Annotated in this window: 24 protein-coding genes; 4 read left to right on the top strand and 20 right to left on the bottom strand. The window is 68.0% G+C overall.

What is annotated here, in order from left to right:
* The first annotated feature begins 118 nt into the window (after positions 1–118).
* From U4Z31_RS24700 to U4Z31_RS24690, 3 genes are all read left to right on the top strand, one after another.
* Entirely contained in the window at positions 119–367 is a 249-nt protein-coding gene (locus tag U4Z31_RS24700; RefSeq protein WP_124520772.1) for an adhesin, read from the top strand.
* Between the two features lie 466 nt (positions 368–833).
* The gene (locus U4Z31_RS24695; RefSeq protein ID WP_321811618.1) at positions 834–2,120 is read left to right on the top strand and encodes an Nramp family divalent metal transporter; all 1,287 of its coding nucleotides are present in this window, start codon (positions 834–836) and stop codon (positions 2,118–2,120) included.
* A 104-nt stretch (positions 2,121–2,224) separates the two neighbouring features.
* Complete coding sequence (locus U4Z31_RS24690) at positions 2,225–3,460, top strand: DUF2252 family protein (RefSeq protein ID WP_321811617.1); 1,236 nt, start codon at positions 2,225–2,227, stop codon at positions 3,458–3,460.
* 67 nt (positions 3,461–3,527) lie between these two features.
* Here U4Z31_RS24690 and U4Z31_RS24685 read toward each other — a convergent pair whose 3' ends face one another.
* The 16 genes from U4Z31_RS24685 to U4Z31_RS24610 all read right to left on the bottom strand — a co-directional run bounded on the left by U4Z31_RS24685 (position 3,528) and on the right by U4Z31_RS24610 (position 18,324).
* Positions 3,528–3,929 (bottom strand): PPC domain-containing DNA-binding protein, encoded by a 402-nt coding sequence (locus tag U4Z31_RS24685; protein WP_124520778.1) that lies wholly within the window; start codon positions 3,927–3,929, stop codon positions 3,528–3,530.
* Positions 3,930–4,108: 179 nt separating this feature from the next.
* Complete coding sequence (locus U4Z31_RS24680) at positions 4,109–4,660, bottom strand: GNAT family N-acetyltransferase (RefSeq protein WP_124666740.1); 552 nt, start codon at positions 4,658–4,660, stop codon at positions 4,109–4,111.
* A 164-nt stretch (positions 4,661–4,824) separates the two neighbouring features.
* Positions 4,825–6,225, bottom strand: coding sequence for an MFS transporter (locus U4Z31_RS24675; protein ID WP_321811616.1), 1,401 nt, complete (start codon positions 6,223–6,225; stop codon positions 4,825–4,827).
* A 38-nt stretch (positions 6,226–6,263) separates the two neighbouring features.
* Complete coding sequence (locus U4Z31_RS24670) at positions 6,264–7,508, bottom strand: NAD(P)/FAD-dependent oxidoreductase (protein ID WP_321811615.1); 1,245 nt, start codon at positions 7,506–7,508, stop codon at positions 6,264–6,266.
* On the bottom strand, positions 7,505–8,467 hold the full coding sequence (locus tag U4Z31_RS24665) for a VOC family protein (RefSeq protein WP_321811614.1): 963 nt from the start codon (positions 8,465–8,467) through the stop codon (positions 7,505–7,507). Before U4Z31_RS24665 ends, U4Z31_RS24670 begins: the two co-directional genes overlap by 4 nt.
* Positions 8,468–8,485: 18 nt before the next feature.
* Positions 8,486–9,976 (bottom strand): aldehyde dehydrogenase, encoded by a 1,491-nt coding sequence (locus U4Z31_RS24660; RefSeq protein WP_321811613.1) that lies wholly within the window; start codon positions 9,974–9,976, stop codon positions 8,486–8,488.
* A gap of 98 nt (positions 9,977–10,074) precedes the next feature.
* Positions 10,075–10,902 (bottom strand): aspartate dehydrogenase, encoded by an 828-nt coding sequence (locus U4Z31_RS24655; protein ID WP_321811612.1) that lies wholly within the window; start codon positions 10,900–10,902, stop codon positions 10,075–10,077.
* Positions 10,895–12,562, bottom strand: coding sequence for a thiamine pyrophosphate-binding protein (locus U4Z31_RS24650; protein ID WP_321811611.1), 1,668 nt, complete (start codon positions 12,560–12,562; stop codon positions 10,895–10,897). The genes U4Z31_RS24655 and U4Z31_RS24650 overlap by 8 nt, the downstream gene beginning before the upstream one ends.
* A complete protein-coding gene (locus U4Z31_RS24645) occupies positions 12,555–13,352 on the bottom strand; it encodes an SDR family oxidoreductase (protein WP_321811610.1) in 798 nt (265 codons plus the stop codon). The genes U4Z31_RS24650 and U4Z31_RS24645 overlap by 8 nt, the downstream gene beginning before the upstream one ends.
* A complete protein-coding gene (locus U4Z31_RS24640) occupies positions 13,349–14,206 on the bottom strand; it encodes an IclR family transcriptional regulator (protein WP_321811609.1) in 858 nt (285 codons plus the stop codon). Before U4Z31_RS24640 ends, U4Z31_RS24645 begins: the two co-directional genes overlap by 4 nt.
* 100 nt (positions 14,207–14,306) lie before the next feature.
* Positions 14,307–15,218, bottom strand: coding sequence for an alpha/beta fold hydrolase (locus U4Z31_RS24635; protein WP_321811608.1), 912 nt, complete (start codon positions 15,216–15,218; stop codon positions 14,307–14,309).
* A gap of 18 nt (positions 15,219–15,236) precedes the next feature.
* Entirely contained in the window at positions 15,237–15,764 is a 528-nt protein-coding gene (locus U4Z31_RS24630; protein WP_034180369.1) for a cupin domain-containing protein, read from the bottom strand.
* 33 nt (positions 15,765–15,797) lie between these two features.
* Positions 15,798–16,568, bottom strand: a complete 771-nt coding sequence (locus U4Z31_RS24625; RefSeq protein WP_124520791.1) for an SDR family oxidoreductase — start codon at positions 16,566–16,568, stop codon at positions 15,798–15,800.
* Positions 16,561–17,631, bottom strand: coding sequence for an aromatic ring-hydroxylating dioxygenase subunit alpha (locus U4Z31_RS24620; protein ID WP_321811607.1), 1,071 nt, complete (start codon positions 17,629–17,631; stop codon positions 16,561–16,563). Before U4Z31_RS24620 ends, U4Z31_RS24625 begins: the two co-directional genes overlap by 8 nt.
* A 60-nt stretch (positions 17,632–17,691) precedes the next feature.
* On the bottom strand, positions 17,692–18,003 hold the full coding sequence (locus U4Z31_RS24615; protein WP_044843171.1) for a recombinase-like helix-turn-helix domain-containing protein: 312 nt from the start codon (positions 18,001–18,003) through the stop codon (positions 17,692–17,694).
* A gap of 3 nt (positions 18,004–18,006) precedes the next feature.
* The gene (locus U4Z31_RS24610) at positions 18,007–18,324 is read right to left on the bottom strand and encodes a non-heme iron oxygenase ferredoxin subunit (RefSeq protein WP_006758060.1); all 318 of its coding nucleotides are present in this window, start codon (positions 18,322–18,324) and stop codon (positions 18,007–18,009) included.
* 450 nt (positions 18,325–18,774) lie between these two features.
* Here U4Z31_RS24610 and U4Z31_RS24605 point away from each other — a divergent pair, with 450 nt between their 5' ends.
* Positions 18,775–19,854 (top strand): porin, encoded by a 1,080-nt coding sequence (locus U4Z31_RS24605; RefSeq protein ID WP_044843170.1) that lies wholly within the window; start codon positions 18,775–18,777, stop codon positions 19,852–19,854.
* A 122-nt stretch (positions 19,855–19,976) separates the two neighbouring features.
* On the opposite strand, the gene U4Z31_RS24600 is transcribed toward U4Z31_RS24605, so the two are convergent.
* The 4 genes from U4Z31_RS24600 to U4Z31_RS24585 all read right to left on the bottom strand — a co-directional run bounded on the left by U4Z31_RS24600 (position 19,977) and on the right by U4Z31_RS24585 (position 23,714).
* Positions 19,977–20,921 (bottom strand): IclR family transcriptional regulator, encoded by a 945-nt coding sequence (locus U4Z31_RS24600; protein WP_321811606.1) that lies wholly within the window; start codon positions 20,919–20,921, stop codon positions 19,977–19,979.
* Positions 20,922–21,303: 382 nt separating this feature from the next.
* Positions 21,304–21,510, bottom strand: a complete 207-nt coding sequence (locus tag U4Z31_RS24595) for a hypothetical protein (RefSeq protein ID WP_044843168.1) — start codon at positions 21,508–21,510, stop codon at positions 21,304–21,306.
* A 354-nt stretch (positions 21,511–21,864) separates the two neighbouring features.
* Positions 21,865–22,470, bottom strand: coding sequence for an alpha-ketoglutarate-dependent dioxygenase AlkB (locus tag U4Z31_RS24590; protein WP_321811605.1), 606 nt, complete (start codon positions 22,468–22,470; stop codon positions 21,865–21,867).
* 95 nt (positions 22,471–22,565) lie between these two features.
* Positions 22,566–23,714 carry a metallophosphoesterase gene (locus tag U4Z31_RS24585; protein ID WP_321811604.1) on the bottom strand — a complete coding sequence of 383 codons (1,149 nt, stop codon included), beginning with the start codon at positions 23,712–23,714 and terminating at the stop codon, positions 22,566–22,568.
* Positions 23,715–23,875 lie beyond the last annotated feature (161 nt).

Here is a 23,875-nt window from a genome sequence, read left to right as displayed (position 1 = left end):
TAAAAACGGGACACGATCAGCCGGGCTCGCCGTCATTTCTGCAGACGTTTACCGGGGGAAGCCCCAAGTGCTTCGAGAAACGTCTCCGCGTTACGCTTGAGCGACGAGGAGACGAACCATGAGACGAGTCGTACACATCGCTTTTTTCGCGCTGCTGGTCTATCTGATCGGCGATCGCGCGCTGCTGCACGCGCAAGGCCGCGACGCCAGCCCGACCGCCTGCTCGCAGGGCGCCGAGCAGGTGAAATACGCCGCGCTCGGCAAGGGCTTCGGCAGCGCTGCGGCCGACAGCCAGAGCGAAGCGTTCATGTCGAGCTGCCTCGTGTCCGGGCGCGGTAATCAGGACGTCGCGGTGGCGGCCCGTTGAGGCCGACCGGGCGCCGCGCCGGTCGCATGCGTGTCGCGGCGCGTGGGCGCCAACTGTGATCCGCGGCGCCTTCCGAGGTTCTTTCGCTTGCCACCGGCGGCATTGGCTCGCCGGTAGCGGCAATACGAATTCGCCGACCATCCGACGATCGCGGCGACCGATGAGCGTTCGCCGCGACACGTCAAGCACGTCGCAGCGATAGCGACTTGCGCGAATCGCTCGGCACCGTCCGTCGCTTCTCCAACTGGGTTCGGGTTCCCCCCGTCACGAGCACGCGAGCACGTCGTGCGCTCCCTGCCGTACCGCCGCTCCCCGCCCGTTAGCCGAGCCGGTCTTCCATCGCGTCAAATTGCGTTCGGTTGCACCGCGTCTGGCGGTCGCATCCCATAACCCGCCCGCGCCGCCGCGCGTTCCGTCGGGCATGCCAATTGCGACTCGATTGCCCCCTTCCCCACGAGTCGCGATCATGAACGACAACGAGTCCCTCGATTCCGCGGAGCAGCGTCCGCGTGCCGCAACGTGGCTCCGCCGCCTCGGGCCGGGCCTCGTCACCGGTGCCGCGGACGACGATCCGTCCGGCATCGGCACGTACTCGCAGGCGGGTGCGCAGTTCGGCTTCGAATTGCTGTGGACGCTCTTGCTGACGTATCCGCTGATGACGGCGATCCAGCTGGTCAGCGCGCGCATCGGCCGCGTGACGGGCAAGGGCCTCGCGTCGAACATACGCACGCACTATCCCCCGTGGCTGCTCTACGTCACCGTCGTGCTGCTGATCGTCGCGAACGTGATCAACATTGCGGCCGACCTGTCGGCGATGGGCGCGGCGGTCAAGCTCCTGCTGAACGGCCCGCAAGAACTCTACGTCGTGTGCCTCGGCGGCGCATCGGCCCTGCTGCAGATCCTCGTGCCGTACGACCGCTACGCGCGCCTGCTCAAATGGACCGCGCTGGTCCTGCTCGCCTACGTCGCCGTGGCGCTCATCGTGCCCGTCCCGTGGGGCGAGGTCGGCCGTGCGCTCGTGTTGCCGCGCGTCCAGCTGTCCGCCGCCTACCTGACCACGGTCATCGCCGTGCTCGGCACCACGATCAGCCCGTACCTGTTCTTCTGGCAGGCATCGCAGGAAGTCGAGGAGCTGCGCGCGGTGCCGAACCAGCAGTCGTTGCGGCACGCGCCTCACCAGGCCCCCGCGCAGCTGCGCCGGATCAACTTCGATACGTGGGTCGGGATGGGCGTGTCGAACGTCATCGCGTTCTTCATCACGCTGACGGCCGCTGCCACGCTGAACCTGCACCACATCGACGTGAAGACGTCGGCGGATGCAGCGCGGGCGCTCGAGCCGATCGGCGGGCACTTCGCGTACGTGCTGTTCGCGCTCGGAATCATCGGCACCGGCCTGCTGGCGCTGCCGGTCCTCGCGGGGTCGGCCGCCTATGCGGCCGCGGGCACTTTCCGCTGGCGCAGCAGCCTCGCGCTGCAATTCGGCGTCGCGCGCGAGTTCTATGCGGTCATCGCACTGGCGATCATCGGCGGCGTCGCGATCACGTTCATGCATTTCGACCCGATCCGCGCGCTCTACTGGAGTGCGGTCATCAACGGCGTGACCGCCGTGCCGATCATGGTCGTGATGATGCTGATGGCCCACAGCACGCGCATCATGGGCAAGTTCGCGATCACCGGCCTGCTGGCCTGGGGCGGCTGGCTCGCGACGTTCGCGATGGCGGTCGCGGCGTTGGGCGTGTTCGTGCCGGGTTGAGCAGGTGGAGCCGCGCCGGCCGGCGCGGCGCCGGATACACCGACGTCACGCGAGCCGGCACACGCACCGGCGACGCATGCCGCGGAACAGAAGGAGAACGCATCGTGGCGAAGAAAGCATCGGGATCGGCACGGCTGCCGTCCAGCGACCAGCGCGCGCAGATTCTCGCGCGCCTGCGCAGCGGCAAGATGGCGCGCTCGATACACACGTATACGCGCGGCAGCGCCGAGCGCTTCTACGCATGGCTCGCGGACCATCGCTCCGGCACCCTGCCCGACGGCCCCGCGGTATGGATCGGCGGCGACTGCCATCTCGGCAATCTGGGGCCCGTCGCGGCGAAGACGGGCGAGGTTGCCGTGCAGATCCGCGATCTCGACCAGAGCGTGATCGGCAATCCCGTACACGACCTGCTGCGTCTCGGCTTCTCGCTCGCGACCGCGGCGCGCAGCTCCGATCTGCCCGGCATCATCACGTGGCGGATGGTCGAAGCGCTCATCGCCGGATACGAGCAGGCGTTCGACGGCCGGCACCGCGCCGAGACCAGTCACCTGCAACGCCCAGCCGCGATCAAGATCGCGATGAAGGCGGCGCTGCACCGATCGTGGCGCAAGCTCGACCGGCAGACGATCCAGAACGTCACGCCGCGCATTCCGCTCGGCAAACGCTTCTGGCCGTTGTCCGAGCGCGAGCGGAGCGCCATCCACGCGCTGTTCGAATCCACGCCGGATTCGCCGATCGGCGCGGCGCTCAGCCGCGCGCCACACCGCGACGCGAGGATGAAGGTGCTCGACGCCGCCTTCTGGGTAAAGGGATGCAGCTCGCTCGGACGGCGTCGCTTCGCGGTCATGCTGGATATCGACGACGCGTGTTCCGACGGCCATCCGCCGTATCTGATCGACATCAAGGAGGCCGCGGCGGCGAAGGCCCCGAAGGATCCCGGCGTGCGTATGCCGCGCGATCCCGCGCAACGGGTGCTCGAAGGCGCGCGGCACGTATCGCCGATGCTGGGCAGCCGGATGTGCGCGGCACGCCTCGACGGATGCCCCGTCGTCATACGCGAATTGATGCCGCAGGATCTGAAACTGGACGCGGAACGGATGTCGGAGGCCGATGCGGTCAAAGTCGCGCGCTATCTGGCGCTGGTGATCGGCAACGCGCATGCCGCGCAGATGGACCACGCGACGCAACGCGCGTGGTGCAGCGAGTTGCGGCGCCAGCACCCGAAGACGGTCGACGCACCGTCATGGCTGTGGCGAAGCATCATCGAACTGATGGCCGCGCACGAAGAGGCGTATCTCGAACATTGCCGGCGCCATGTGGTCGGCAAGACGGCCCGTTGAATCGTCGCCGCCGGTCGTGCGTCGTCGCGATGGACGCACGATCGTGAACGGCCCGGCCCGCGCGATCTCAGTCTTTCGCCGGACGGACGACCAGCTCGTTGAACCCGGTGAGCGCATCGTGCTCGCGGGAAAAACGATGCGCGGGCAACGATACGAGCAGGATCTCGGCGGTCGTGCGCACCACGCAGCCGCTCGCGACGTGGCCGCCCGAGACGCGGCCGTGCGCGTCGGACACCGCCATGTGCAGGTGCGCGCCGTCCGGCGAGACCGAACCGGCAAGCGTCAGGATCTCGAGATCGCCGCGCAGCTCGGTCGGCGCAGCGACGCCGGCATAGCGCAGCTGCGCGACGTTCAGGCTGCCGATGCCCTGGATCACGAATGCTGCATGCGCGTCGAGTCGACGCAACGCCTGCTCGATCGACGCGCGCAGATCGTCGCCGGGGGAAAGACGCAGAGGATGGGCTTGCATGGGGCGGTAACCTGCTGATGGAGTCGCGGGTAGGCAAAGCGTACGTTCGACACGGCAATCCGGCAAGCCGCCAGCCGGATCGGCCGCCGCGCCTGCGTCGCGGCTACGGGAACGATGCCGATGCGTCATTCGTTCGCACCGGACACGCCGCGTCACCCGCATCACCCGCATCACCCGCATCACCCGCGACGATCGCGCGCGAGCAACCCGTACAGCGCGCTGTCCGACACCTCGTCGCCGACGATCCAGCGTTCGCGCAGCACGCCCTCCCTGACGAACCCGAGCCGTTCGAGCAGCGCGGCCGATGCCACGTTGCGCGGATCGATGTCGGCCTCGATGCGATTCAGGCGCAGCGTGCCGAACGCGTGGTCGATGACCGCCGACGCGGCCTCGCGCATATAGCCGCCGCGCCAGTAGCGGCGCCGCAGGCTGAAGCCGATTTCCGCACGCCGGCATTGCTCGTGCGCATGGAACAGCACGCATTCGCCGAGCACGTCGCCGGTGTCCCGCGCTTCGAGCACGCAGACGAGATCCTGGCCGCTGGCGGTCGTCGCGAGGTTGCGCGCGACGCGCTCGGCGGCCTGCCGCCAATCCGTGAGCGGCGCGAACGACGCATAGCGCATCGCCTGCGCATCGGACCAGAGGTCGAAGAACGCATGAGCGTCCGTGTCGCGAAGCGGACGCAGGACGAGTCGGGACGTATGCAGCGTGACGGGTTCGAACAAGGGCATCGCGGCGGCCGGGGAAAAAACGCAAGCATGAATTAGAACACGCTATCCGGAGGCCGGCCATCGCGTGCGTTCGCGCTGTCCGGCACGCACGATCCGCTGCCCGAAACGAAAAAGCCCGGACACATCGTCCGGGCCTTCCACATCGCCTTTGCCGCGCGCCGCGCTTATGCCTCGAGCGCTTCGAGCACCTTCCCCTTCGTCTCGATCCCGACGAAATGAACGGTCACGGCGGCGATCAGCGGCACGATGCCGATCAGGTAGAACGCCGGCGCGAGATTGCCGCCGATGATCGCGTGCGGCACGATCATCGGCGCCGCGAACGACGCGATCTTCAGCCACGCGCTGCCGAGCCCGCAGCCCGACGCGCGGATGCTCGTCGGATACTGTTCCGGCGTATAGACGTACGCGGTGATGAAGCCCGATGCCATCAGCCCCAGCGACAGCGAGCAGAAGGTCGCGACGACGTACACCGACGACGCGTGGTAGATGCCCGCGAACGCCAGCGACAGCGCGCACAGCACGAACGACCACACGATCACCGGCTTGCGGCCGAGCTTGTCGACCAGCAGCGCGGACGCGAGCGAACCGAGCACGCCCATCACCGAGCCGATCACCGCGAGATTCAGCGCGAGCTGCAGCGGCGCGTGATAGAAGTTCTTGTAGATCGTCGGCAGCCACGTGGACAGCCCGTACTGGATGAACCCGCAGGTCGCCCACAGCGTCGCCACCGCGAGCGTGCGCTTGCGATACGCGGCGCTGAACAGGTCGGTCATCCGGCGCTTCGGGTGCTGGCGCACCATCTCGTCGTACGCGGCCACCTGCGTGACCGGCGGCAGTTCGCCGCGCACCGACGCTTCGAACACGCCGACCGCGCGCCCGGCTTCCGGGAGCCGCCCGCGCGACGCGAGCCAGCGCGGCGATTCCGGCACCAGACGCGTGAGCACCAGCGCGAGGATCAGCGGCAGCCCGCCGACGAAATACATGATCTCCCAGCCGAACCGCGGCACGAGCCACGCGCCGAGCGCCATCGATACCAGCAGGCCGATCGGGAACACGATTTCGTACAGCAGCACGAAGCGGCCGCGGCCGTGCGCGCGCGTGATTTCGTTGATGTACGTGGCCGCGACCGGCAGCTCGCCGCCGAGGCCGAGCCCCTGCAGGATCCGCAGCAGCACGAACACCTCGAACGTCGGCGCGAAGCCGCACGCGATGCTGGTGATGCCGATCACCGCGGAACTCCACGCGATCGCCTTCACGCGGCCATGCTTCTCCGCGAGCGCGGGAAACAGGAATGCGCCGATCAGCTGGCCAATCGCGCCGGACGCGATCAGCATGCCGATCTGCGTCGGCGACAGCCCCCACTTGTGAATCAGCAGCGGCAGCGTCGCCGCGATCGTGATCACGTCGAAGCCGTCGAAGAACGTCGCGGTGCCGATCAGCACGCGCGCGCGGATCTGCATCGCGTTGGCCGGAAGCCGCTCGAGCCGCGCGATGATCGCGCCGGGCGTGGAGGCGGCAGCTTCCATCGTGGCCCTGCCGGCCACGACGTTGTCGAAAGTGCTCATGCGGGGTGTCTCCTGGGTCTTTGTACCGGTTTCGCCGATCAGGCAAGCGCTTGGGTCGTGTCCGCCAGGGCTTCCGTGTTCACTGCCCGGCCCTGGTTCATCCACTTGCGTGCGAGCTTGAGCTCGCGCGCGTTGTTGATGGCGATGACACCTCTCACATGTCCGTCGCCCACGAAAAACAGCGTCGCACGTCGCGCGGCGAGATCGCCGCGCACGACGAGCTGCGCATCGGCCGGCAGATCGCCGAGGATCTGCAGGTTCACGTCGTACTGATCGGACCAGAACCACGGAATCTCGGCGTACGGCGCGCGCACGCCGAGCACGGCCTTCGCGGCCGCGATCGCCTGGTTCTGCGCGTTCGCCCACGATTCGAGCCGCACGCGCCGCTTCAGCCAGCCGTTGTGATGGTTCGCGACGTCGCCGCACGCGAAGATCGCCGGATCGCTGGTCGCGCCGAATTCGTCGACCACGATGCCGTCGTCGACTGCGAGGCCCGCGTCGCTCGCGAGTGTCGCATTCAGCGCGAGGCCGATGCCGGCCACCGCGAAATCGGCGTCGATCGTCGTGCCGTCCGCAAGCGTCGCGCGCACCTTCGATGCGTCGTCCGGCTGTGCGTCGAGCGATGCGAGCGCCGCGCCGAGGCGCACGTCGACACCGTTCGCGCGATGCAGGTCGAGCAGGAAGTCCGACACGACCTGCGGCACCGAGCGGCCGCACAGCCGCGGCGCGCCTTCGACGACCACCGCTTCGACGCCGAGCTTGCGCGCGGTCGCCGCGACCTCGAGGCCGATCCAGCCGCCGCCGATCACGAGCACACGCCGGCTCGCGCGCAGTTTATCGCCGAGCGCGGCCGCTTCGTCGAGCGTACGCAGGTAATGCAGGTTCGGGGTCCTGACGATCGAGTCAGGCAAGCGGCGCGACGTGCCGCCGGTCGCGATCACGAGGCGGTCGTATTCGACTTCGAGGCCGCTTTCGATTTTCACCACGCGGCGCGCACGGTCGATCGACACCGCGCGTTCCGGCTGCCATGCCTCGACGTTCAGCGCGGCGAATTCGTCCGGGCGCACGACACGCACGGTCTCGATGTCGGCGTCGCCGGCCAGCACGGCCTTCGACAGCGGCGGACGCTCGTACGGCAGGTGCGGCTCGTCGGCGATCATCACGAGACGGCCCGCGAAGCCCTCCGCGCGCAGCGTCTTCAGCACCCAGCCGGCGGCCTGGCCGCCGCCGATCACGACGACCGTGCGAGGCGCGGCCGATTCCTGCGAGTTCGTTGCGCTCATGATTTGCGCTCCGTCATGAACTTGCCTTCCGGCGCCTTCGCATTCTTCTGCCGGCGCGTGTTGCCGTCGAGGCCGCCGTCGACGGCCCATTCGGCGAACACGGTCGGGCCCGGTTCGAATTCGCGCGGCTGCCATTCGGGCGTCAGCACGTCTTCGTCCGCGTAGTACTCGATCAGCGCGCCGGCCGGGTTCTGGAAGTACCAGAAATACGCGGACGACACCGGATGACGCCCCGGGCCGAGCTGCGTTTCCCAGCCGCAGCGGTCGATGTGCATGCCGCCGCCGAACACTTCGTGGATGTCGCGCACGGTGAACGCGACGTGATTCAGGCCGCGCTTGCCCGTAGGCAACGCGAGCAGGAACAGGTCGTGGTGGCCGCCGTGCGGCGCGCAGCGCATGAACGCGCCGCGGCCCGGATAGCGGTCCGACGTCTCGAAGCCGAGCAACTCGTGATAGAACTTCTCCTGCGCGTCGAGGCAGTTCGTGAAGAACACGACGTGGCCGACCTCGACCGGCTCGGCGCGCGCATAGATCGGGCTCGGCTGGTCGACCCGCGCCGTCCGGCCCCACACGTTCGACGGCGAGCCGGTGATGTCGAGCGCGCGCTTGCGCGTCACCTCGATGCGGATCGCCATCCCGTTCGGATCGATGCAGCCGACCGCATCGTCCTGCGCGTAATAGCCGGGCTGGCCGGCCAGCTTCGTGCGCAGTGCGTCGACTTCCTGCTGCGTCGCGACGCCCCACGTGACTTCGCGCAGCGTCGGGCCCGCTTCGAACGCGGGCGGCAGCGACGGATCGTCGGCCTTCACGACCAGCACGGTGCAGCCGTTCAGCGTTTCGAAACGTGCGCGCGTGTCGTCGTGCGCGACTTCCTTCAGGCCCCAGTCGGCAAAAAAGCGCCGGCACGTCGCGAGGTCGTCGACACCGTACGTGATCTGCTCGATACCCAAGATGCTCATTGCGTCATTCCCCTTCGCTCAGTTCGCCCACGGCAGCGGCGCGTCGTTCAAGCCCCAGTAGAGGCTCTTCTGCTGCATGTACTCGCGGATGCCGAGACGGCCCTTCTCGCGGCCCATCCCGCTCTCCTTCCAGCCCGAGAACGGCGTGGAGATCGAAAACAGCTTGTACGTGTTGATCCAGACGGTGCCCGTCTCCAGTGCCCGCGCGATGCGCCATGCGCGCTTGTAGTCGCGCGTCCAGATGCCGGCGGCGAGGCCGAACACGCTGTCGTTCGCCTGCGCGATCAGCGACGCTTCGTCGTCGAACGGCATCGCGACCAGCACCGGTCCGAAGATTTCCTCCTGGCAGATGCGCGCGCTGTTCGGCAAGCCTTCGAGAATCGTCGGCTGGTAGAAGAAGCCGTCCTCGCGCCCGTCGCCCGACGGCCGTTCGCCGCCGCACAGCAGGCGGCCGCCTTCCTCCAGCCCGAGCGCGACGTAGCGTTCCACCGCTTCACGATGCTTCGCGGTGATCAGCGGACCCATCTGCGTGTCGGGCCGCGTCGGGTCGCCCACGCGCAGCTTGCGTGCGCCCGCGACCAGGCGCTTCATGAACTCGTCGTATACCGAGCGCTGCACGAACAGCCGCGAACCCGCGATGCACGCTTCGCCCGACGAGCTGAAGATGCCGTACAGCACGCCGTTCACCGCGTGATCGAGATCCGCGTCGTCGCATACGATCGTCGGCGACTTGCCGCCGAGTTCGAGCGACACGGGCATCAGCTTTTCCGCCGCGATGCGCGCGATGCCGCGACCCACTTCGGTGCCGCCGGTAAACGACACTTTCTTCACGAGCGGATGGCGCACCAGCACGTCGCCGATCACCGAGCCCTTGCCCGGCAGCACGCTCAGCACGCCCTTCGGCACGCCGGCTTCCTCGCAGATGCGGGCCAGCGCGAGCGACACGAGCGGCGTCACCTCGGCCGGCTTGAGCACCACCGCGTTGCCGCCGGCGAGCGCCGGCGCGAGCTTCTGCGCGTCGGACGCGATCGGCGAATTCCACGGCGTGATCGCGGCGATCACGCCGATCGGCTCGTGCACGCTCATCGTCAGGTAGTCGCCGCGCGACGGCGTCAGTTCTTCGTCGAGCGTTTCCAGGCACGCCGCGAAATAGCGGAACGTGTTGGCCGCGCTGGCCACCAGCACGCGCGTCTCGCCGATCGGCTTGCCGTTGTCGCGACGCTGCAGGTTCGCGAGCGCCTCGTGACGCTGCATGATCAGGTCGGCGATCCGGTACAGCACCAGCGCGCGCTGGTGCGGCTTGAGGCCGGCCCAGTCGGCGCGCCGCCACGCGGCGTCGGCGGCCACGACGGCGTCGGCCGCGTCTTCCGCGTCCGCCGTCGAGACTTCCATGTTCAGCGACTGGTCGGCCGGATAGATGCTCGCGTAAGGCGCGCCGCGGCCGCGCCGCCACTCGCCGCCGATCAGGATGTCGCCGTTGGGTACGAGGCTCGTATCGAATGGAGTCATGTCACAAGTCCCACAAATCTGTCTCTGCGCAGCTGCCCGCGCCGTGGCGCAGGCGGCCGTTCAATGGCCCGAATGGCCGGGTCGGCCGGGTGGTCCGCTCAGATCACGCAGCGGGCCGCGCGATTGCGCAGCGCGCGGATCGCGCTGTACGCGGTCAACGCGGACGTCTTCGGGTTGTCGGGCAACGGCTTGCCGCTCATTTCGAGCGACATCTCGCCGAATGCGCCGCGTGCGGTAATGCGGTGCACGTTGCGCTCGACGGCCGGATCGGCGATCAGGCGCACGCGCGTCGCGTCGAGGCCGAGGCCCGCGAGCGCGACCGTCGCCGCGACGTTCGCGTTCTTCGGATAGAGCCGCGCGGCGTCGCGTGCGGTGCCTTCGAAGATCACCTTCTCGTCAGTCATCGCGCGCAGGTCGCACAGTTCCTCGGCCGGCGTGCCGAGCCAGCCGAGCGGCGGCTTGCGGCCGACGTACAGCACCTCGTCGAGGCCGCCCTGCTTCGCCGACGCCAGCGCGTCGATCCCGCCGATCGCGCCGGACAAGAGCGTGAGCGTCGCGTCGCCTTCGTCGGCCGCCTGCGACAGCACGTCGAGCAGCGCGAGGTCGGACAACGCGCCGATCGACGCGACCGCGCAGTCCGTGCCGGCCTTCAGCAACGGCACGACGTGATCGACGAGCGCGCTGTGGCCCGCGCATTCGAGCGCGAACTCGGGGCGGCGGGCCAGTGCGTCGACCGACGACACGACCTCCACCGCGCCGCCGAGCACGCCCTGCACCGCCGCGCGCTGGTGTTCCGGCACGATCACGTGCGCGACGCGCAGCGACACATCGTGCTCGACCGCGTGGTACACGGCCGCGCCGATCGCACCGAAGCCGATCATCGCGACGTCGACGGGTGCGTGGGCCCGCTTTTGCCCGTTAAGCATATTGGCGCTCCGTCGGCGCTTCCTTCTTCACCGGCGGGCCCGCGAAGTTCGACGCGAACGAGCCGACCGACAGCATGTCGACTTCGACCATCACCGGGCCTTCCTTCGCCATCCCTTCGCGCACGATCGCTTCGGCATCGTCGAGCGACGTGATCCGGTAGTGCGTGAGGCCGAAGCTCGCGCAGAACTGCGCGAAATCGGGCTGGTGCAGCTGCACGAAGCAGCGGCGGCCGCCGTAGTGCGCGTCCTGGATGTTGCGGATCACGCCGTAGCACTGGTCGTTCATCAGCACGATCATCACGTTCGCGTTTTCCTGCACGGCCGTCACGAGCTCGCCGACGTTGACCATCAGGCCGCCGTCGCCGACCAGGCAGACCGTCTTCGCCGCCGAGCCGGCCAGCGCCGCGCCGATGCCCATCTGGATGCCCTGGCCGATGCCGCCGCCGAGCGCATGCACGCCCGCGCGCGGTTCGAAGATCTTCAGCAGGCGGTTGCCCCACGTGCTGTTCGAGATCGTCACGTCGCGCACCCAGTTGTAGTCGCGGCCCACTGCGCACTGCAGCGTATCGACCAGCTTCTTGTACGGCCCGAGGCCTTCCGCCACGCTCGCGACGGCCGCTTCGCGCGCCGCCGCGAGATCGCCCGCGAACTGCGGATCGACCGACAGGCGGCCTTCGAGGCGATCGGCCAGCTCGGCCAGCACGCGTTTCGAATCGCCGTGCACGAACAGCTCGTTGCGATAGCCGCGGTTGTCGGCGAGCGCATCGGCGTCGACGCGGAACAGCGGCTGCGGCAGCGCGAGCTTGTACTTCAGCGTCTCGTTGCCGCGCAGGCGCGAGCCGACCACGACGAGCGCGTCGCAGGTCTTGTAGAACGCTTCGACCGCCGAATGCACGTTGAACGCGCCGAGCGTCGCCGGGTGATCCTCGGGCAGCACGCCGCGGCCCTGCACGCTCGTCACGACGCCGAAGCCGAGCTTCACCAGGCGTTCGACTTCCGCACGCGCATGACGCGCGCCGCCGCCGAGCCACAGCAGCGGACGGCGCTTGGCCGCCAGCGCGTCGGCGAGCTTCGCGACGCGTGCGTCATCGTGCTCGCGCACCGCGACGTGCGCCGGCGCGAGATCTTCCGGCCATTCGATTTCGGCGGCCTGGATGTCGATCGGGATCTCGACCGACACGGGGCCCGTCGGCGCCGTTTGCGCGATGCGCACGGCTTCGCGGATCGTCGGCAGCACGGTCTCGACCGTGCGCACGCGGAACGCGGCCTTCGAGATCGCATCGAGCATCGTGAGCTGGTCTGGAGCTTCGTGGATGTACGCCAGATCCTGGTCGAGGTACGGCGTCTCGATCTGCCCCGTGATGTGCAGCAGTGCCGTGCCGGCCGTCAGCGCCTCGACCATCGCGCCGGCCGCGTTGCCCGCCGCCGTTCCGGTGCTCGTGAACGCGACACCGAGGCCGCCCGACACGCGGGCCAGCCCGTCGGCCATGTTCACCGCGCCCGCTTCGCCGCGCGCGCCGACATACCGGATGTTGCCGCGCGAGTTGATCGCGTCGAGGATCGGCATGTTGTGGATCGAGATGACACCGAATGCGGTTTTGACGTCGCACTGCTCGAGAAAGGCGGCAATCAGCTCGCCAACCGTGGTTTTTTTAGACATGGCGTGCAAAGCCTCCAGAAACGTCGATATGGCTGCCCGTCGTGTAGGACGACAGATGCGTTGCGAGATAAAAAAGTGCCCAGGCTGCCTCGTCGGGCTTGCCGAAGCGGTTCAGCGGAATGTTCTTCTTGCGGGCGAGCGCGCCCGTCCAGTCCTCCCAGCTTTCGCCGGCCGGCGCCTGCGCTTCGTAGCGGCGGCGCCACTGCCCCGACTCCACGATGCCGATCAGGATCGAGTTCACGCGGATGCGCTGCGGCGCGAGTTCGGTCGCGAGCGACTTCACGAGGCTCAGCACGCCCGCGCGCGCCGACGACGTCGCGACCATGTGCGGCTCCGGCTGCAGCGCGAGCAGCGAATTCACGCAGGTGATCGTCGGCGCGGCCGCATCGCGCAACAGCGGCAGGAATGCGCGCGTCGGGCGGATGATGCTGAAGTACTTCAGTTCGAGCTCTTCGCGCCACGCGTCGTCGGTCGTGTCGACGAAAGTCGACACGCGGCCCTGGCCTGCGTTGTTGACGAGCATGTCGGCGCGGCCGAAGCGGTCGGACACGGCCTGCGCGAACGCGGCCACGTCGGCTTCGTCGAGCACGTTGCAGCGCACCGCGAGCAGCGGCGCGCCCGGATATTTCTCGCCGAGCATCGCCTCGGCGCGCGCGAGACGCTCGCCGTCGCGGCCGCAAATCGCGACCGATGCGCCGGCCTGCAGGAACCGTTCGGCAGTCGCGAGGCCGATGCCGGACGAACCGCCCGTCACCACCGCCACCTGCCCGGTCAGATCGATCTGAATCATCGCAGTCCTAAAGCCTTGAGAAACGTGTGCTCGTCATCCGAGCGGTAATTGAGCCGCCGCGACAATTCCGCCGCCGCGCGCTGCACCTTGTCGATCAGGCCGTCGGCGATCAGCGCCGCGTCGATCTCCGGCCGCGGCACCGTCACCGTGATGCACGCGACGATCCTCTGCGTGTCGTTGCGCACCGGCGCCGTGACCACCGAAATGCCGCGCTCGAACGACGAATTGCTGACGCCGTAGCCGCGCAGCGCATCTTCCCGGATCACTTCGTACAGCGCGTCGACCGTTTCCGGCGTCGCGCTCGTCATCCGGTTCAGCGCGCCTTCCGGATACAGCGCACGCAACTCCTTCAGCGACAGGTCGCCCATCAGCACGTGGCCGTGGGTCGTCGCATGCGCGGGCAGCCGCGTGCCGACGTTCACGCGAATCGAGCTGAACACCGGCGACTGGCTCTGCGCCTTCGCGACGAACACCACGTCGCGGCCGTCGCGGATCACGATGTGCGTCGTGAAGCCGGTCGCATCGCGCAGGCTTTCGATCACCGGCAGGCCGAGATCGGTCAGCTCGAGCGAGCTCAGGTATTCGAAGCCGAGCCGCAGCACGGCGATGCCGAGCTTGTAGTTGCGATCCTTGTCCGCGCGCTCGAGAAAGCCGAGCGATTCGAGCGTCTGCAGCAGACGGAACACCGTCGTGCGCGGAATGCCGAGGCGCTTGGACAGTTCCGGCGCGCCGAGCACCGGCTCGCGCGGCGAGAATTCGGCGAGGATCCGCAAACCGCGTTCGAGGCCCGGCACCACGTAGTTGGCCTCGGACTTCGCGGTGTCCGCATCCTGTTGTTGCAACGGTTCGCTCATGATGCCTCCGGTCTGGCCGCCCCAGGGGCACGTTGAAATGCATGTCGGGATTGGGCGGGCTGCGCGCCCCCAAGCGAACGAATGTGAGCGTGGGGGTAGTTCATTCCAGCCCCCGTTGACGGTCGCATTGACGGCAGAACGCGTCGATCAGCGACGAGTAGACCGCCGGCGCTTCCACGTAGCCCGCATGACCGGCCTGCGGAATCACCTGCAGCCCGACGTGCGCGGCAGCGGCGATCCGCTCGCAGGCAGCCGGCGGCGTGATCGCGTCGTTCGCGCCGACCGCCACCGCCGTGCGGCCGCGAAAGCCGGCGAGATCGGACGCGAGATCGGCGTTCGCGAGCAGATGCGTGGCCTGCGCATAACCGGCCGGCACGATGCGCGCCATGTTCCAGCGCACCCATGCACGCGCATCCTCGCTCGCGAAACCCGACAGCATGTTGCCGCTGCGCTGTTCGGCGAGCCCGGCCGGCCCGAGTTCGTCGAGCATCGCGAGGCGTGCATCGCGGCGCGTGTCGCGCGTTTCCGCGGGCGCGCTGCCGTAACCGCCCGCGGGCGAGATCAGCAGCAGGCCGGCGATCCGCGCGGGCATCACGCGGGCCAACCCGCCCGCGACGATCGCGCCGAGCGAATGCCCGACCAGCACGCAGCGTTCGATGCCGAGTGCCTCGAGCCACGCGTTCAGCGACGCCGCGTAATCGGCGGCCGCCGGCGACGCGCCGTGCACGGGCGTCGACACGCCGTAGCCGGGCGCATCCCACGCGAGCACGCGGCGCGACGCGCCGAGCGAGTCGAGCTGGCACACCCACGATGCGGCGCCCGAGCCGATCCCGTGCAGCAGCACGACGGGCAGCGCGCGGCCCGCATGCTGCGCGCCGGCCTCGCCTGCGCCAGCCTCACGGTAGCCGATCGTGCCCGCCGCGCCGGCCGCGCAGCGCTGTTCGGGAAACTGCCCGAGCAGCGCGGCGAACGCCGCGGTGCGGTCGCGTTCACGTTTGTCGATGACACGCATTGCTTGCTCCGCCCCGTCTCAGCGCTTGATCTTCGCGAGCGGCGAATCCGGCGGATACGTCGGCGTGATGGGCTTCGGCGAACCGAGCATCACGCACATCAGCGCGTCTTCCTCGCCGATGTTGATTTCCGTGCGGTACACGCCCGGCGGCACCGAGATCAGGTCGCGCTCGCCGAGGATCGCTTCCCAGGTCTCGCCGTCGCGCTCGCAGATCACCTTCATCTTGCCGCGCAGCACGAAGAAGATTTCTTCCACGTCGATATGGATGTGGCTCGGGCCGATGTTGCCGGCCGGAATGACCATCGTCGAGAACGTGAAGTTGCCGGCCGGCACCGTGTTGACGTCCTTCGCGACGCCCGTGCCGCCCGTGCCGACGTAGCGCATCTGCGCACGGCGGTACTTCGGGTCGTAGTCGGCCTGGAACTTCAGTGCGTCCCAGTCGTAGCGCCGCGTCGCGTAGCGCGCGACGCGCCCTTCCATCCAGTCGTTGAAGCTTGCGCCTTCCGGCTGGTCCCACGACTTGCGTTCGAGATCGGCGTCCGCCATCGTCCTCTCCTTCATCAGAGTGAAAACTTCAATTCAATTCATTACGAAGCCGCCGTTTACCGGCAGCAATTGACCCGTCACGAAGCGCGCGCCGTCCGACAGCAGGAACAGCACGGGGCCCGTCACGTCCTCGGGCACCTGCGCGCGCGTCAGCGCGCGGCCCTGCATGTAGAACGCGTGGCGTTCCGCCGGCACGTAGGCCGTCGCCTCGACTTCGGTGAGCCCCGGCGCGATCGCGTTGACCGTCACGCCGTGGGCGCCGAACTCGCGCGCCTGCGCATGCGTCATCGCGATCACCGCGCCCTTGCTGGCGACGTACGCGAGCAGCTTCGGCGCGCCCCACAGCGCGGTGTCCGATGCGAGGTTCACGATCGCGCCGCGGCCCGATTGCGCGAGGTACGGCAGCGCCGCATTGCTGACGAGCCAGACGCCGCGCACGTTCACGTTCATCACGGCATCCCAGGTCGACACGTCGAGCTCCGTCGACAGCTTGCCGCCCGAGTTCGTGATCGCCGCGTTGTTGATCAGTGCGTCGATGCCGCCGAGCGCCGCCGCGCCCTGCGCGACGAAAGCCGTGACGCTCGCCGGATCGGCCAGGTCGAGCGTGAAGAAATGCGCGGTGTGGCCGGCTTGCGTGAGCTGCGCGGCCAGCGCGCGGCCCTCTTCGGCGAGCACGTCGCCGAATGCGACCTGCGCGCCCGCTTCGACGAGCGCCTTCACGAACGCGGCGCCGAGACCGCGCGCGCCGCCCGTGACGAGCACGCGGCGCCCCGGCAGCGACACCACCGGTGCGAACTCAGCCATTCGCGGGCTCCGCCGCGGCCTGCGCCGCGCGATGCGCGTCGAGCGCGGAAAGATGCTCCTGCGCACGCGTGCGCAGCATCCGGCGCACGCGCGTCATGCCGACGTCGTGCTGGTACAGGTATTCGTGATCGCGCGCGTTCGGCGCGAGGCTCTCGAGGACGTAGCGGTCCTGCTCGAGCACGTCCCAGTGCAGGCCTTCGAGGCGGTTGCGGTACATGAAGCGCCACACGTCGCGCTGCCAGCCGCTGACCTTGCGCGTACGCCAGAAGTAGACCTGGCAGTTGTCGCCGTCGACCGGCGTCGCGAAGCCGATGATCCCGAAGTTGCCGCCCGGGCCGAACTTCTGCTTGTACGGAATCGCGAGGCGCATCCACAGGCAGCCGGTTTCGCCGAGCTCGACCCAGTCGAAGTTCACGTCGCGCTGGCCGATCTTCTCGAACATCAGGCCCGTTTCCGTCTTCCGCACGCGCATGTCGGCCTGCTTGTCGCCTTCGGCCATCGAGTGCGACGTCGCGTGCAGGTACGCGCCGTGCATCGGGTCCATCACGTTGTCGATCGCGTACTGGTAATTGCACTTCCAGTTCGACACGCACAGGAAGTGCGCGTATTCGTCGGCGACCAGTTCTTCCGGCAGGTTCAGCGGCGCCGGCTCGCCGTGCGCTTCGTCGCCGAACCACAGGAAGATCGCGCCGGCCTTCTCTTCGACCGGATACGACTTCACGCACTTCGTGCCTTCGAGCGGACAGTTCGATACGGCCGGCACGCGGTTGACCGTGCCGCCGCCGTCGACTTCGATGCCGTGATACCAGCACGCGATGCTGCCGCCGAGGTTCCAGCCGAGCGACAGGCGCGCGCCGCGGTGCGGGCAACGGTCTTCGAGCGCATGGACTTTGCCTTCGTGATCGCGCCACAGCACGATCTGCTCGGACAGGCGCGTGAGGCCGACGGGCGCATTCGACACCTGCCAGCTGGGCGCAACGGGATACCAGTAGTTCTTGATGCCGCGGTCGAGATAGTCGCGGACCGGGTCGTGTTGTGTTTCGTGTTGTGCGGGGGACGTCATCAGTGTGCTCCGGATGCGGTTGTCGGGTCGGCGCTCAGGCGTGCGGCGTGGTCGGTGCGCTCATTCCGCCAGCGAGGCCATTTCGGCGCGGAAGCGCTCTGGCGTCCACGCCGTGCCGTCCGGCGCGCGGAAGCCGATGCGGTTCAGGCCCGCGACGACCTCGTCCAGCTCGGTCGCGCCGCTCTCGAACACGCGTTCGAGCGCATCGCCCAGATCGTTCTCGTACTGCGTCGGCTCGGCCTTGCGGTTTTGCCAGATGCGGTTCTCGACCTGGCCCGGGATCTCGATCTGCCCCTTGCCGGCGACGTTGTTCGGCTGCGGCGCCACCCACGGCTTCAGGAACGGATTGAAGTTGACGGTCGCTTCTTTCATCGATTACTCCACCTTGATCTGGATTTCCTCGCCAGCCAGGCGCACCGCGTACTGCTTCAGCGCGCGCCCGCCCGGGCCCTTCAGGCATTCGCCCGTCTTGATGTCGAACACGGCCTCGTGCAGCGGACATTCGACCGTGCCTTCGTCGACGAACCCCTGCGTCAGCAGCGCGTAGGCATGCGGGCACACGTTCTCGAGCGCATACACCTCGTCGCCGACGCGGTAGATCCCGATTTCGACGCCATCGGTCCGCTTGAACTCGATCGGCGTGTCTTCCGACAGCGCGCCGGCGTGCCCGGCACAAACCCATTGTTCAGACATCTCACACCCTTCCTTCTGATCGACTCTCGGTTCGCCCCGGGTTTGTTCCATACCCGGAACAGCAGTTTATGGATGGTGATTATAGGAGTGACTTCCCACGAGTAAAACAAAAAGCTGCACGTCCTAGGGAAAACACCGACCGCCAGGTCGACGATCGCCGCCACTCCTCTTGGAAAAGGTGATTTTTTGTTTTGTGGCGGGGATTTAAGTCCTTTTTTCAGGACGCTCGGTCCCGTGTTGCGGATCGTCACCACCCGCATCCGGCCCGATAAATTTATTTTTGATCCGGCGCACGACACCTCTATACTTCATTCCATCAGAGGCACATTGTTCCTTCTATGGAACATTAAAAATGCCCGCCCGGTGGTGAAGAACGCGCGACGGCCGGCCGTCCCCCGCGCCCGCCGCCACGGCACGTTTCTCATCAGGTTTGGAGAGTCAGGAGATCAAATGGTCAAGCAAGCGGTAGCAGCAGCAATCATCGGAATGGGCGCGATGTCGGGCGCCTGGGCACAAAGCAGCGTGGTGCTGTACGGCAGCCTGGATGCCGGCGTCGCCTATGTGAACAACGTCGGCGGCCACGCGAAGTGGGCGATGATCCAGGGCAACACGCAACCCGACCGGTGGGGCCTGAAAGGCAAGGAAGACCTCGGCAGCGGCCTGTCGGCGATCTTCCAGCTCGAAAACGGCTTCTATACGAACAACGGCCAGTTCGCGACCGCGAACACGATCTGGAACCGCGCGGCCTTCGTCGGCCTCAGCTCCGACCGCTACGGCACGCTGACGCTCGGCCGCCAGACGCCGCTGACGTTCGACTATCTCGATCCGCTCAGCACCGCGTATCTCGCGCTGAGCTGGTATGCGTTCCATCCGGGCAACATCGACGGGCTCGCCGCGACCGGCAACGTGCCGTACAACAACGCGGTCAAGTACCGTTCGCCGAGCTTCGCCGGCTTCTCGGCCGCGGCGGCGATGGCGCTCGGCAACACGACGAACTTCTCGACCGGCAAGTCGGTCGGGGTCGCGCTGAACTACGCGAACGGGCCGTTCAAGGCGTCGGCCGTCTACTCGAACGAGCACGACCGCGCGATCCTGATCAGCCAGACGGGTATCACGTCGTTCCAGGGGCAGAACACCGCGACCGGCTACATCGCGAACAAGGTCGAGAACATCGGCGCGGGCGCGTCCTACCAGATCGGCGACTTCCTCGTGCACGGCCTCTATACGCGCGTGAAGATGCAGTCGAACGGGTTTTCCGACACGTTCCAGAGCTACGACGCGGGCGTGAACTACCGCAGCAGCGCGTTCAACACGATCGCGGGCGGCGCGGCGACCACAACGCTGGCCGGCCGCCGCTGGACGCAGGTCGAGCTCGGCGACATCTATGCGCTGTCGAAGCGCACGCAGCTGTATGCGAACGTGCTGTACGAGCACGGTTCGGGCGGCGCGAAGGCCGCGTTCTTCACGGCCGGCGCGTCGAGCACCGCGAACCAGGTGATCGTGCTGACCGGCATCCATCACTCGTTCTGAGAGCGGCGACGGGCGGATGCGCCCGACGGCGGAAACGAAAAGAGCAGCCCGCGGGCTGCTCTTTTTTTGGCTACTTGCGACAGGCTACTGACGAAGCCGCGCGACGCGGCTCATGCCGCGAATCAGAACATCGCGACGCGATGGCGCGCGTGCGCGAACGTCGGGTCGCTTTCGAGCGGCCGGTAGTTCAGCCGCTGCGACAGGTCGACCGCCGCGCCGCATACCGCTTCGACGAGCCGTTCCTTCTCGCCGGCCTCGCCGATTTCCGAGCGCGGCACCGTCGCGGTGATCGCCGCGACGATCGCGCCCGAATGGTCGCGCACGGGTGCCGTCACGGCCGAGATGCCGCTCTCGAACGCGGCTTCGCTGACCGCGTAGCCGAGCCGCGCGTAATGACGCACGCGCTCGTACAGCTCGTCCACCGTGCCCGGCGTGCGCTCGGTGAACTGCTCGAGACGCTTCTCCGGATACAGCTGGCGCAGCGCGTCGCGCGTGAGGTCGCCCATCAGCACATGGCCGTGCACGGTCGCGTGCGCAGGCAGCCGCGTGCCGACGTGCACCTTCACCGAACCGAACATCGACGTGTTGCTCTGCGCCTTCGCGACGAACACGACATCGCGCTGGTCGCGGATCAGCAGGTGCGTCGACAGGCCGGCCGCATCGCGCAATCGTTCAAGCACGGGCGTGCCGAGATCGGTCAGTTCCAGCGAATTCAGGTATTCGAAGCCGAGCCGCAGCACGCCGACGCCGAGCCGGAAATAACGGTCGCCGTTCACGCGCTCGAGAAAGCCGAGCGCTTCGAGCGTCTGCAGCAGCCGGAAGGTGGTCGTGCGCGGAATGCCGATGCGCTTCGACAGTTCGGGCGCGCCGAGCACCGGCTCGCGCGCGGAGAATTCGGCGAGGATCCGCAGCCCGCGCTCGAGGCCCGGCACCAGATACGACGACGCGCCGCCCGACGATTCGTCGTCGCCCGCGCCCTGCTTCGACGCGTCGTGGTCGACGTCGTCGCCGGCTGTCGCGCGCGGCGCGCTTGCCGGCTTCGCCGGCGGTTTCGATGCGCCGCTCATCGTTGGATTGATCCTGTGCACATGGACGGAATGGAAGCGTTCACGAATGACCCGCAATGCTTGATTATGGAATTTCGACCGGACCGGATCAACACGATCCGGCGCAGGCGGCCGATGGCCCGGCGCGCCCGAATCGGGTCGCCGGACTGTCATATAGCCCGATGCGATCGAAAGGATAACAGCGATAGACAGGACTGCCCACCGGAACGTCGCCGTGGGCAAGGCGGGCCGCCGGCCCTGCTCATCCGCGATCGGGATGCCTCACGTGCGGTACCGGCCGGCACGATCACGGCCGATGTGCGACTAGAAAACGAAAGGGGGAAGAAACGCGAGGGAACAAACGACCGCACCGATCCGCGAGCGGGATCGGCGCGACGCGACGTCAGGCCGTCACGGCAGCGTCGTACTCGGCACGGGCGAGCTGGCCGGCGGCGTATGCGTCGGCTTCACCGCGAAAGCCGTCCGTGCTGAATGCGACGACTTTCACACCGACACCCGACGCCCGCTTCACCGTCAGCGCCCATTGCCATCCGCCGTCTTGTTCGAAGACGTGCAGCGAGGGTTCGAGGGATGAGTCCAGTACGGTCACGGGTTATGCTCCTGCACTGCGCATCACGTCGGCGACGCGTCAGGCATGTCGAAAAAATGCGCCGGCGTCCGGCGCGTTTCAGCCATTCGACAGTCTAGTCAATGAATGTTGCGACGCACCATCAGGGCTTACACCTGCCTATCAGAACCGGGCGGTCAATCAAAACCACCTGAAACCCTTATGGGACGGGCCTCGCAGGCCGGTTCAAGCCGCCCCGGACACCTGAGTGCGGCAACGTGCCGCATCGACGGCGGCTTGCTTCGCCCGGATGAAAAACGGGGTGCGACCGGCACGCGTGCGCCGGACCATCACCTAAGTCGGCCCGTGGCGTCCGCCGGTCGGCATCTCCCGCCGCTACCGGCCGCTTCCCGCCGACACCACCCGCCGGAACGTCAGGTTGACGCGCTCACCCTGCACGGCCGGCGCCTTCGGCACGCGGTGCTGCCATTCGGCCTGCGTGCGGCCGCGCATCACGAGCAGGCTGCCGTGTGTCAGCCGGTACGCGTGCACGACGCCGGTCGCACGATGACGCAGGTCGAACACGCGCATCGCGCCGAGGCTCACCGATGCGATCACCGGCGCGTCGCCGAGCTCCGGCTCGTTGTCGGCATGCCAGCCGAGACTGTCCTGCCCGTTGCGATACCGATTGAGCAGCACACTGTTGAATCGCGCGCCGCAGGTCGCCTCGACCGCGCGCTTCAGGTCGAGCACGGCCGGCGTCCACGGCGCGGGCACGTTGCGAATCCCCGAATACTCGTAGACGGCGTCGGGCTCGCCCTGCCACGCGGTGAGCCGCGGCAGCGGAATGCGACCGCGCGGCGTGCGGATCGTGTCCTGCCGCCACGCGACCTCGTCGATCAGCGCGGCCAGCACGCGATCGGCGTCGGCCGGCGCGAGCCAGTCCGGGTACCAGTCCACGTCGGGCACGGGCGAATCGGCGAAAAGATCGGGCGTCGACATGTCGCGATCAGGCAGCAAATGAACGGTGCGGGGAAACCACGTCTGCATGGTAGCCAACGGCGACGCGCGACGCCATGCGCTGTCATTCCGGCGCGCTAGCGGCCGCGGGTCAAGCGGATCAGCGTGATCTCGGACGGCACGCCGAAGCGGTTCGGCGGCCCCCAGTAGCCGGTGCCGCGGCTGGTGTAGAGCCACATCGCGCCGAACCGGTTCAGCCCGCCGATCACCGGCTGCTGCAGGCGCACGAACGGCGGCCACGGCAGGAACTGCCCGCCGTGCGTATGGCCGGACAGCTGCACGGTGAAACCGGCGCGGCTCGCCGCTTCCGCGCTGCGCGGCTGGTGCGCGAGCAGGATCTTCGTGGCGACGTCGTGCGGCGCGCCCGCCAGCGCCTGCTCGGGATCGCTGCGATGCGCGGGATCGAACCCGCCCGCCGTGAAATCGGTGACGCCGGCGAGCACCGCGCGCCCACCGTCGTGCTCGATCAGCACGTGTTCGTTGAGCAGCACCGTCAACCCGATCCGCCGGAACTCGTCGATCCATGCGTGCGCGCCGGCGTAGTACTCGTGGTTGCCCGTCACGAGGAAGCTGCCGTGCCGCGACTTCATGCGGCCGAGCGGCGCCGTGTGCTCGCGCAGCCGCTTGACCGAGCCGTCGACCACGTCGCCCGTCACGACGACGAGATCGGCCTCGAGCGCATTGACCGCGCGCACGATCCGCTCGATATACGGGCGCTTGATCGTTGGCCCGACGTGAATGTCCGACAGTTGCACGATCGTCAGCCCGTCGAGCGCGGCCGGCAGCCCGTCGACCGGAATCGACACGCGCTTGACCGCCGCCGTGCGGCGCGCGCCGACGAATCCGAGCGCGCTGACCAGCACCGCGCCCGCCAGCACGCCGAGCGCCGTGTCGGATGCCGCGCCGCTCCAGGCGCCGTCGTGCCCCAGATGCCGCCAGACGACGACGCCGAGCAGCACCAGCTCGCGCAGGAATGTCAGCACCAGCAGCGACGAGAAGAAACCCATCGCGATCGAACCCAGCCAGCCGACCAGCGTCGCGGCCCAGCCTTCGTCGAAGCGGCGCGAGAACATGCCGACCGGGATCAGCACGACGAAGCTCGCCAGCACGAGCGCCGCGATCGTGCGCGCGAGCGGCGACGTGAAGGCATCGGGAATGATCCGCAGCCCGACATACAAATGGAACACCACGCCGATTGCGATGAACCGGACAAAGAAACTTCGCATGGAATACTCGTCCTCGTTGCGATACCGCTTCCGCGCCGCGCGTCGGTCGGGACCGTGACGCCAGGTCTCGTCATGCCCCGCGCCACGCGCCGCGCCCTTCGCACGATGGTACACAGATACCGGCCGGCACGACCGGTCACGGGTGCGGTGGGTGCGGCGGC

It is taken from the genome of Burkholderia sp. BCC1985 (assembly GCF_905339915.1).
Classification (GTDB): domain Bacteria; phylum Pseudomonadota; class Gammaproteobacteria; order Burkholderiales; family Burkholderiaceae; genus Burkholderia.
The sequence above is the reverse complement of the archived record's forward strand: the minus strand, read 5'-3'. Positions and strand labels throughout refer to the sequence as shown.

Coding starts and splice junctions, on each gene's coding strand:
- U4Z31_RS24700 (WP_124520772.1), top strand. CDS start 119: ATGAGACGAGTCGTACACATCGCTTTTTTCGCGCTGCTGGTCTATCTG.
- U4Z31_RS24695 (WP_321811618.1), top strand. CDS start 834: ATGAACGACAACGAGTCCCTCGATTCCGCGGAGCAGCGTCCGCGTGCC.
- U4Z31_RS24685 (WP_124520778.1), bottom strand. CDS start 3,929: ATGCAAGCCCATCCTCTGCGTCTTTCCCCCGGCGACGATCTGCGCGCG.
- U4Z31_RS24680 (WP_124666740.1), bottom strand. CDS start 4,660: ATGCCCTTGTTCGAACCCGTCACGCTGCATACGTCCCGACTCGTCCTG.
- U4Z31_RS24675 (WP_321811616.1), bottom strand. CDS start 6,225: ATGAGCACTTTCGACAACGTCGTGGCCGGCAGGGCCACGATGGAAGCT.
- U4Z31_RS24670 (WP_321811615.1), bottom strand. CDS start 7,508: ATGAGCGCAACGAACTCGCAGGAATCGGCCGCGCCTCGCACGGTCGTC.
- U4Z31_RS24665 (WP_321811614.1), bottom strand. CDS start 8,467: ATGAGCATCTTGGGTATCGAGCAGATCACGTACGGTGTCGACGACCTC.
- U4Z31_RS24660 (WP_321811613.1), bottom strand. CDS start 9,976: ATGACTCCATTCGATACGAGCCTCGTACCCAACGGCGACATCCTGATC.
- U4Z31_RS24655 (WP_321811612.1), bottom strand. CDS start 10,902: ATGCTTAACGGGCAAAAGCGGGCCCACGCACCCGTCGACGTCGCGATG.
- U4Z31_RS24650 (WP_321811611.1), bottom strand. CDS start 12,562: ATGTCTAAAAAAACCACGGTTGGCGAGCTGATTGCCGCCTTTCTCGAG.
- U4Z31_RS24645 (WP_321811610.1), bottom strand. CDS start 13,352: ATGATTCAGATCGATCTGACCGGGCAGGTGGCGGTGGTGACGGGCGGT.
- U4Z31_RS24640 (WP_321811609.1), bottom strand. CDS start 14,206: ATGAGCGAACCGTTGCAACAACAGGATGCGGACACCGCGAAGTCCGAG.
- U4Z31_RS24635 (WP_321811608.1), bottom strand. CDS start 15,218: ATGCGTGTCATCGACAAACGTGAACGCGACCGCACCGCGGCGTTCGCC.
- U4Z31_RS24630 (WP_034180369.1), bottom strand. CDS start 15,764: ATGGCGGACGCCGATCTCGAACGCAAGTCGTGGGACCAGCCGGAAGGC.
- U4Z31_RS24625 (WP_124520791.1), bottom strand. CDS start 16,568: ATGGCTGAGTTCGCACCGGTGGTGTCGCTGCCGGGGCGCCGCGTGCTC.
- U4Z31_RS24620 (WP_321811607.1), bottom strand. CDS start 17,631: ATGACGTCCCCCGCACAACACGAAACACAACACGACCCGGTCCGCGAC.
- U4Z31_RS24615 (WP_044843171.1), bottom strand. CDS start 18,003: ATGAAAGAAGCGACCGTCAACTTCAATCCGTTCCTGAAGCCGTGGGTG.
- U4Z31_RS24610 (WP_006758060.1), bottom strand. CDS start 18,324: ATGTCTGAACAATGGGTTTGTGCCGGGCACGCCGGCGCGCTGTCGGAA.
- U4Z31_RS24605 (WP_044843170.1), top strand. CDS start 18,775: ATGGTCAAGCAAGCGGTAGCAGCAGCAATCATCGGAATGGGCGCGATG.
- U4Z31_RS24600 (WP_321811606.1), bottom strand. CDS start 20,921: ATGAGCGGCGCATCGAAACCGCCGGCGAAGCCGGCAAGCGCGCCGCGC.
- U4Z31_RS24590 (WP_321811605.1), bottom strand. CDS start 22,470: ATGTCGACGCCCGATCTTTTCGCCGATTCGCCCGTGCCCGACGTGGAC.
- U4Z31_RS24585 (WP_321811604.1), bottom strand. CDS start 23,714: ATGCGAAGTTTCTTTGTCCGGTTCATCGCAATCGGCGTGGTGTTCCAT.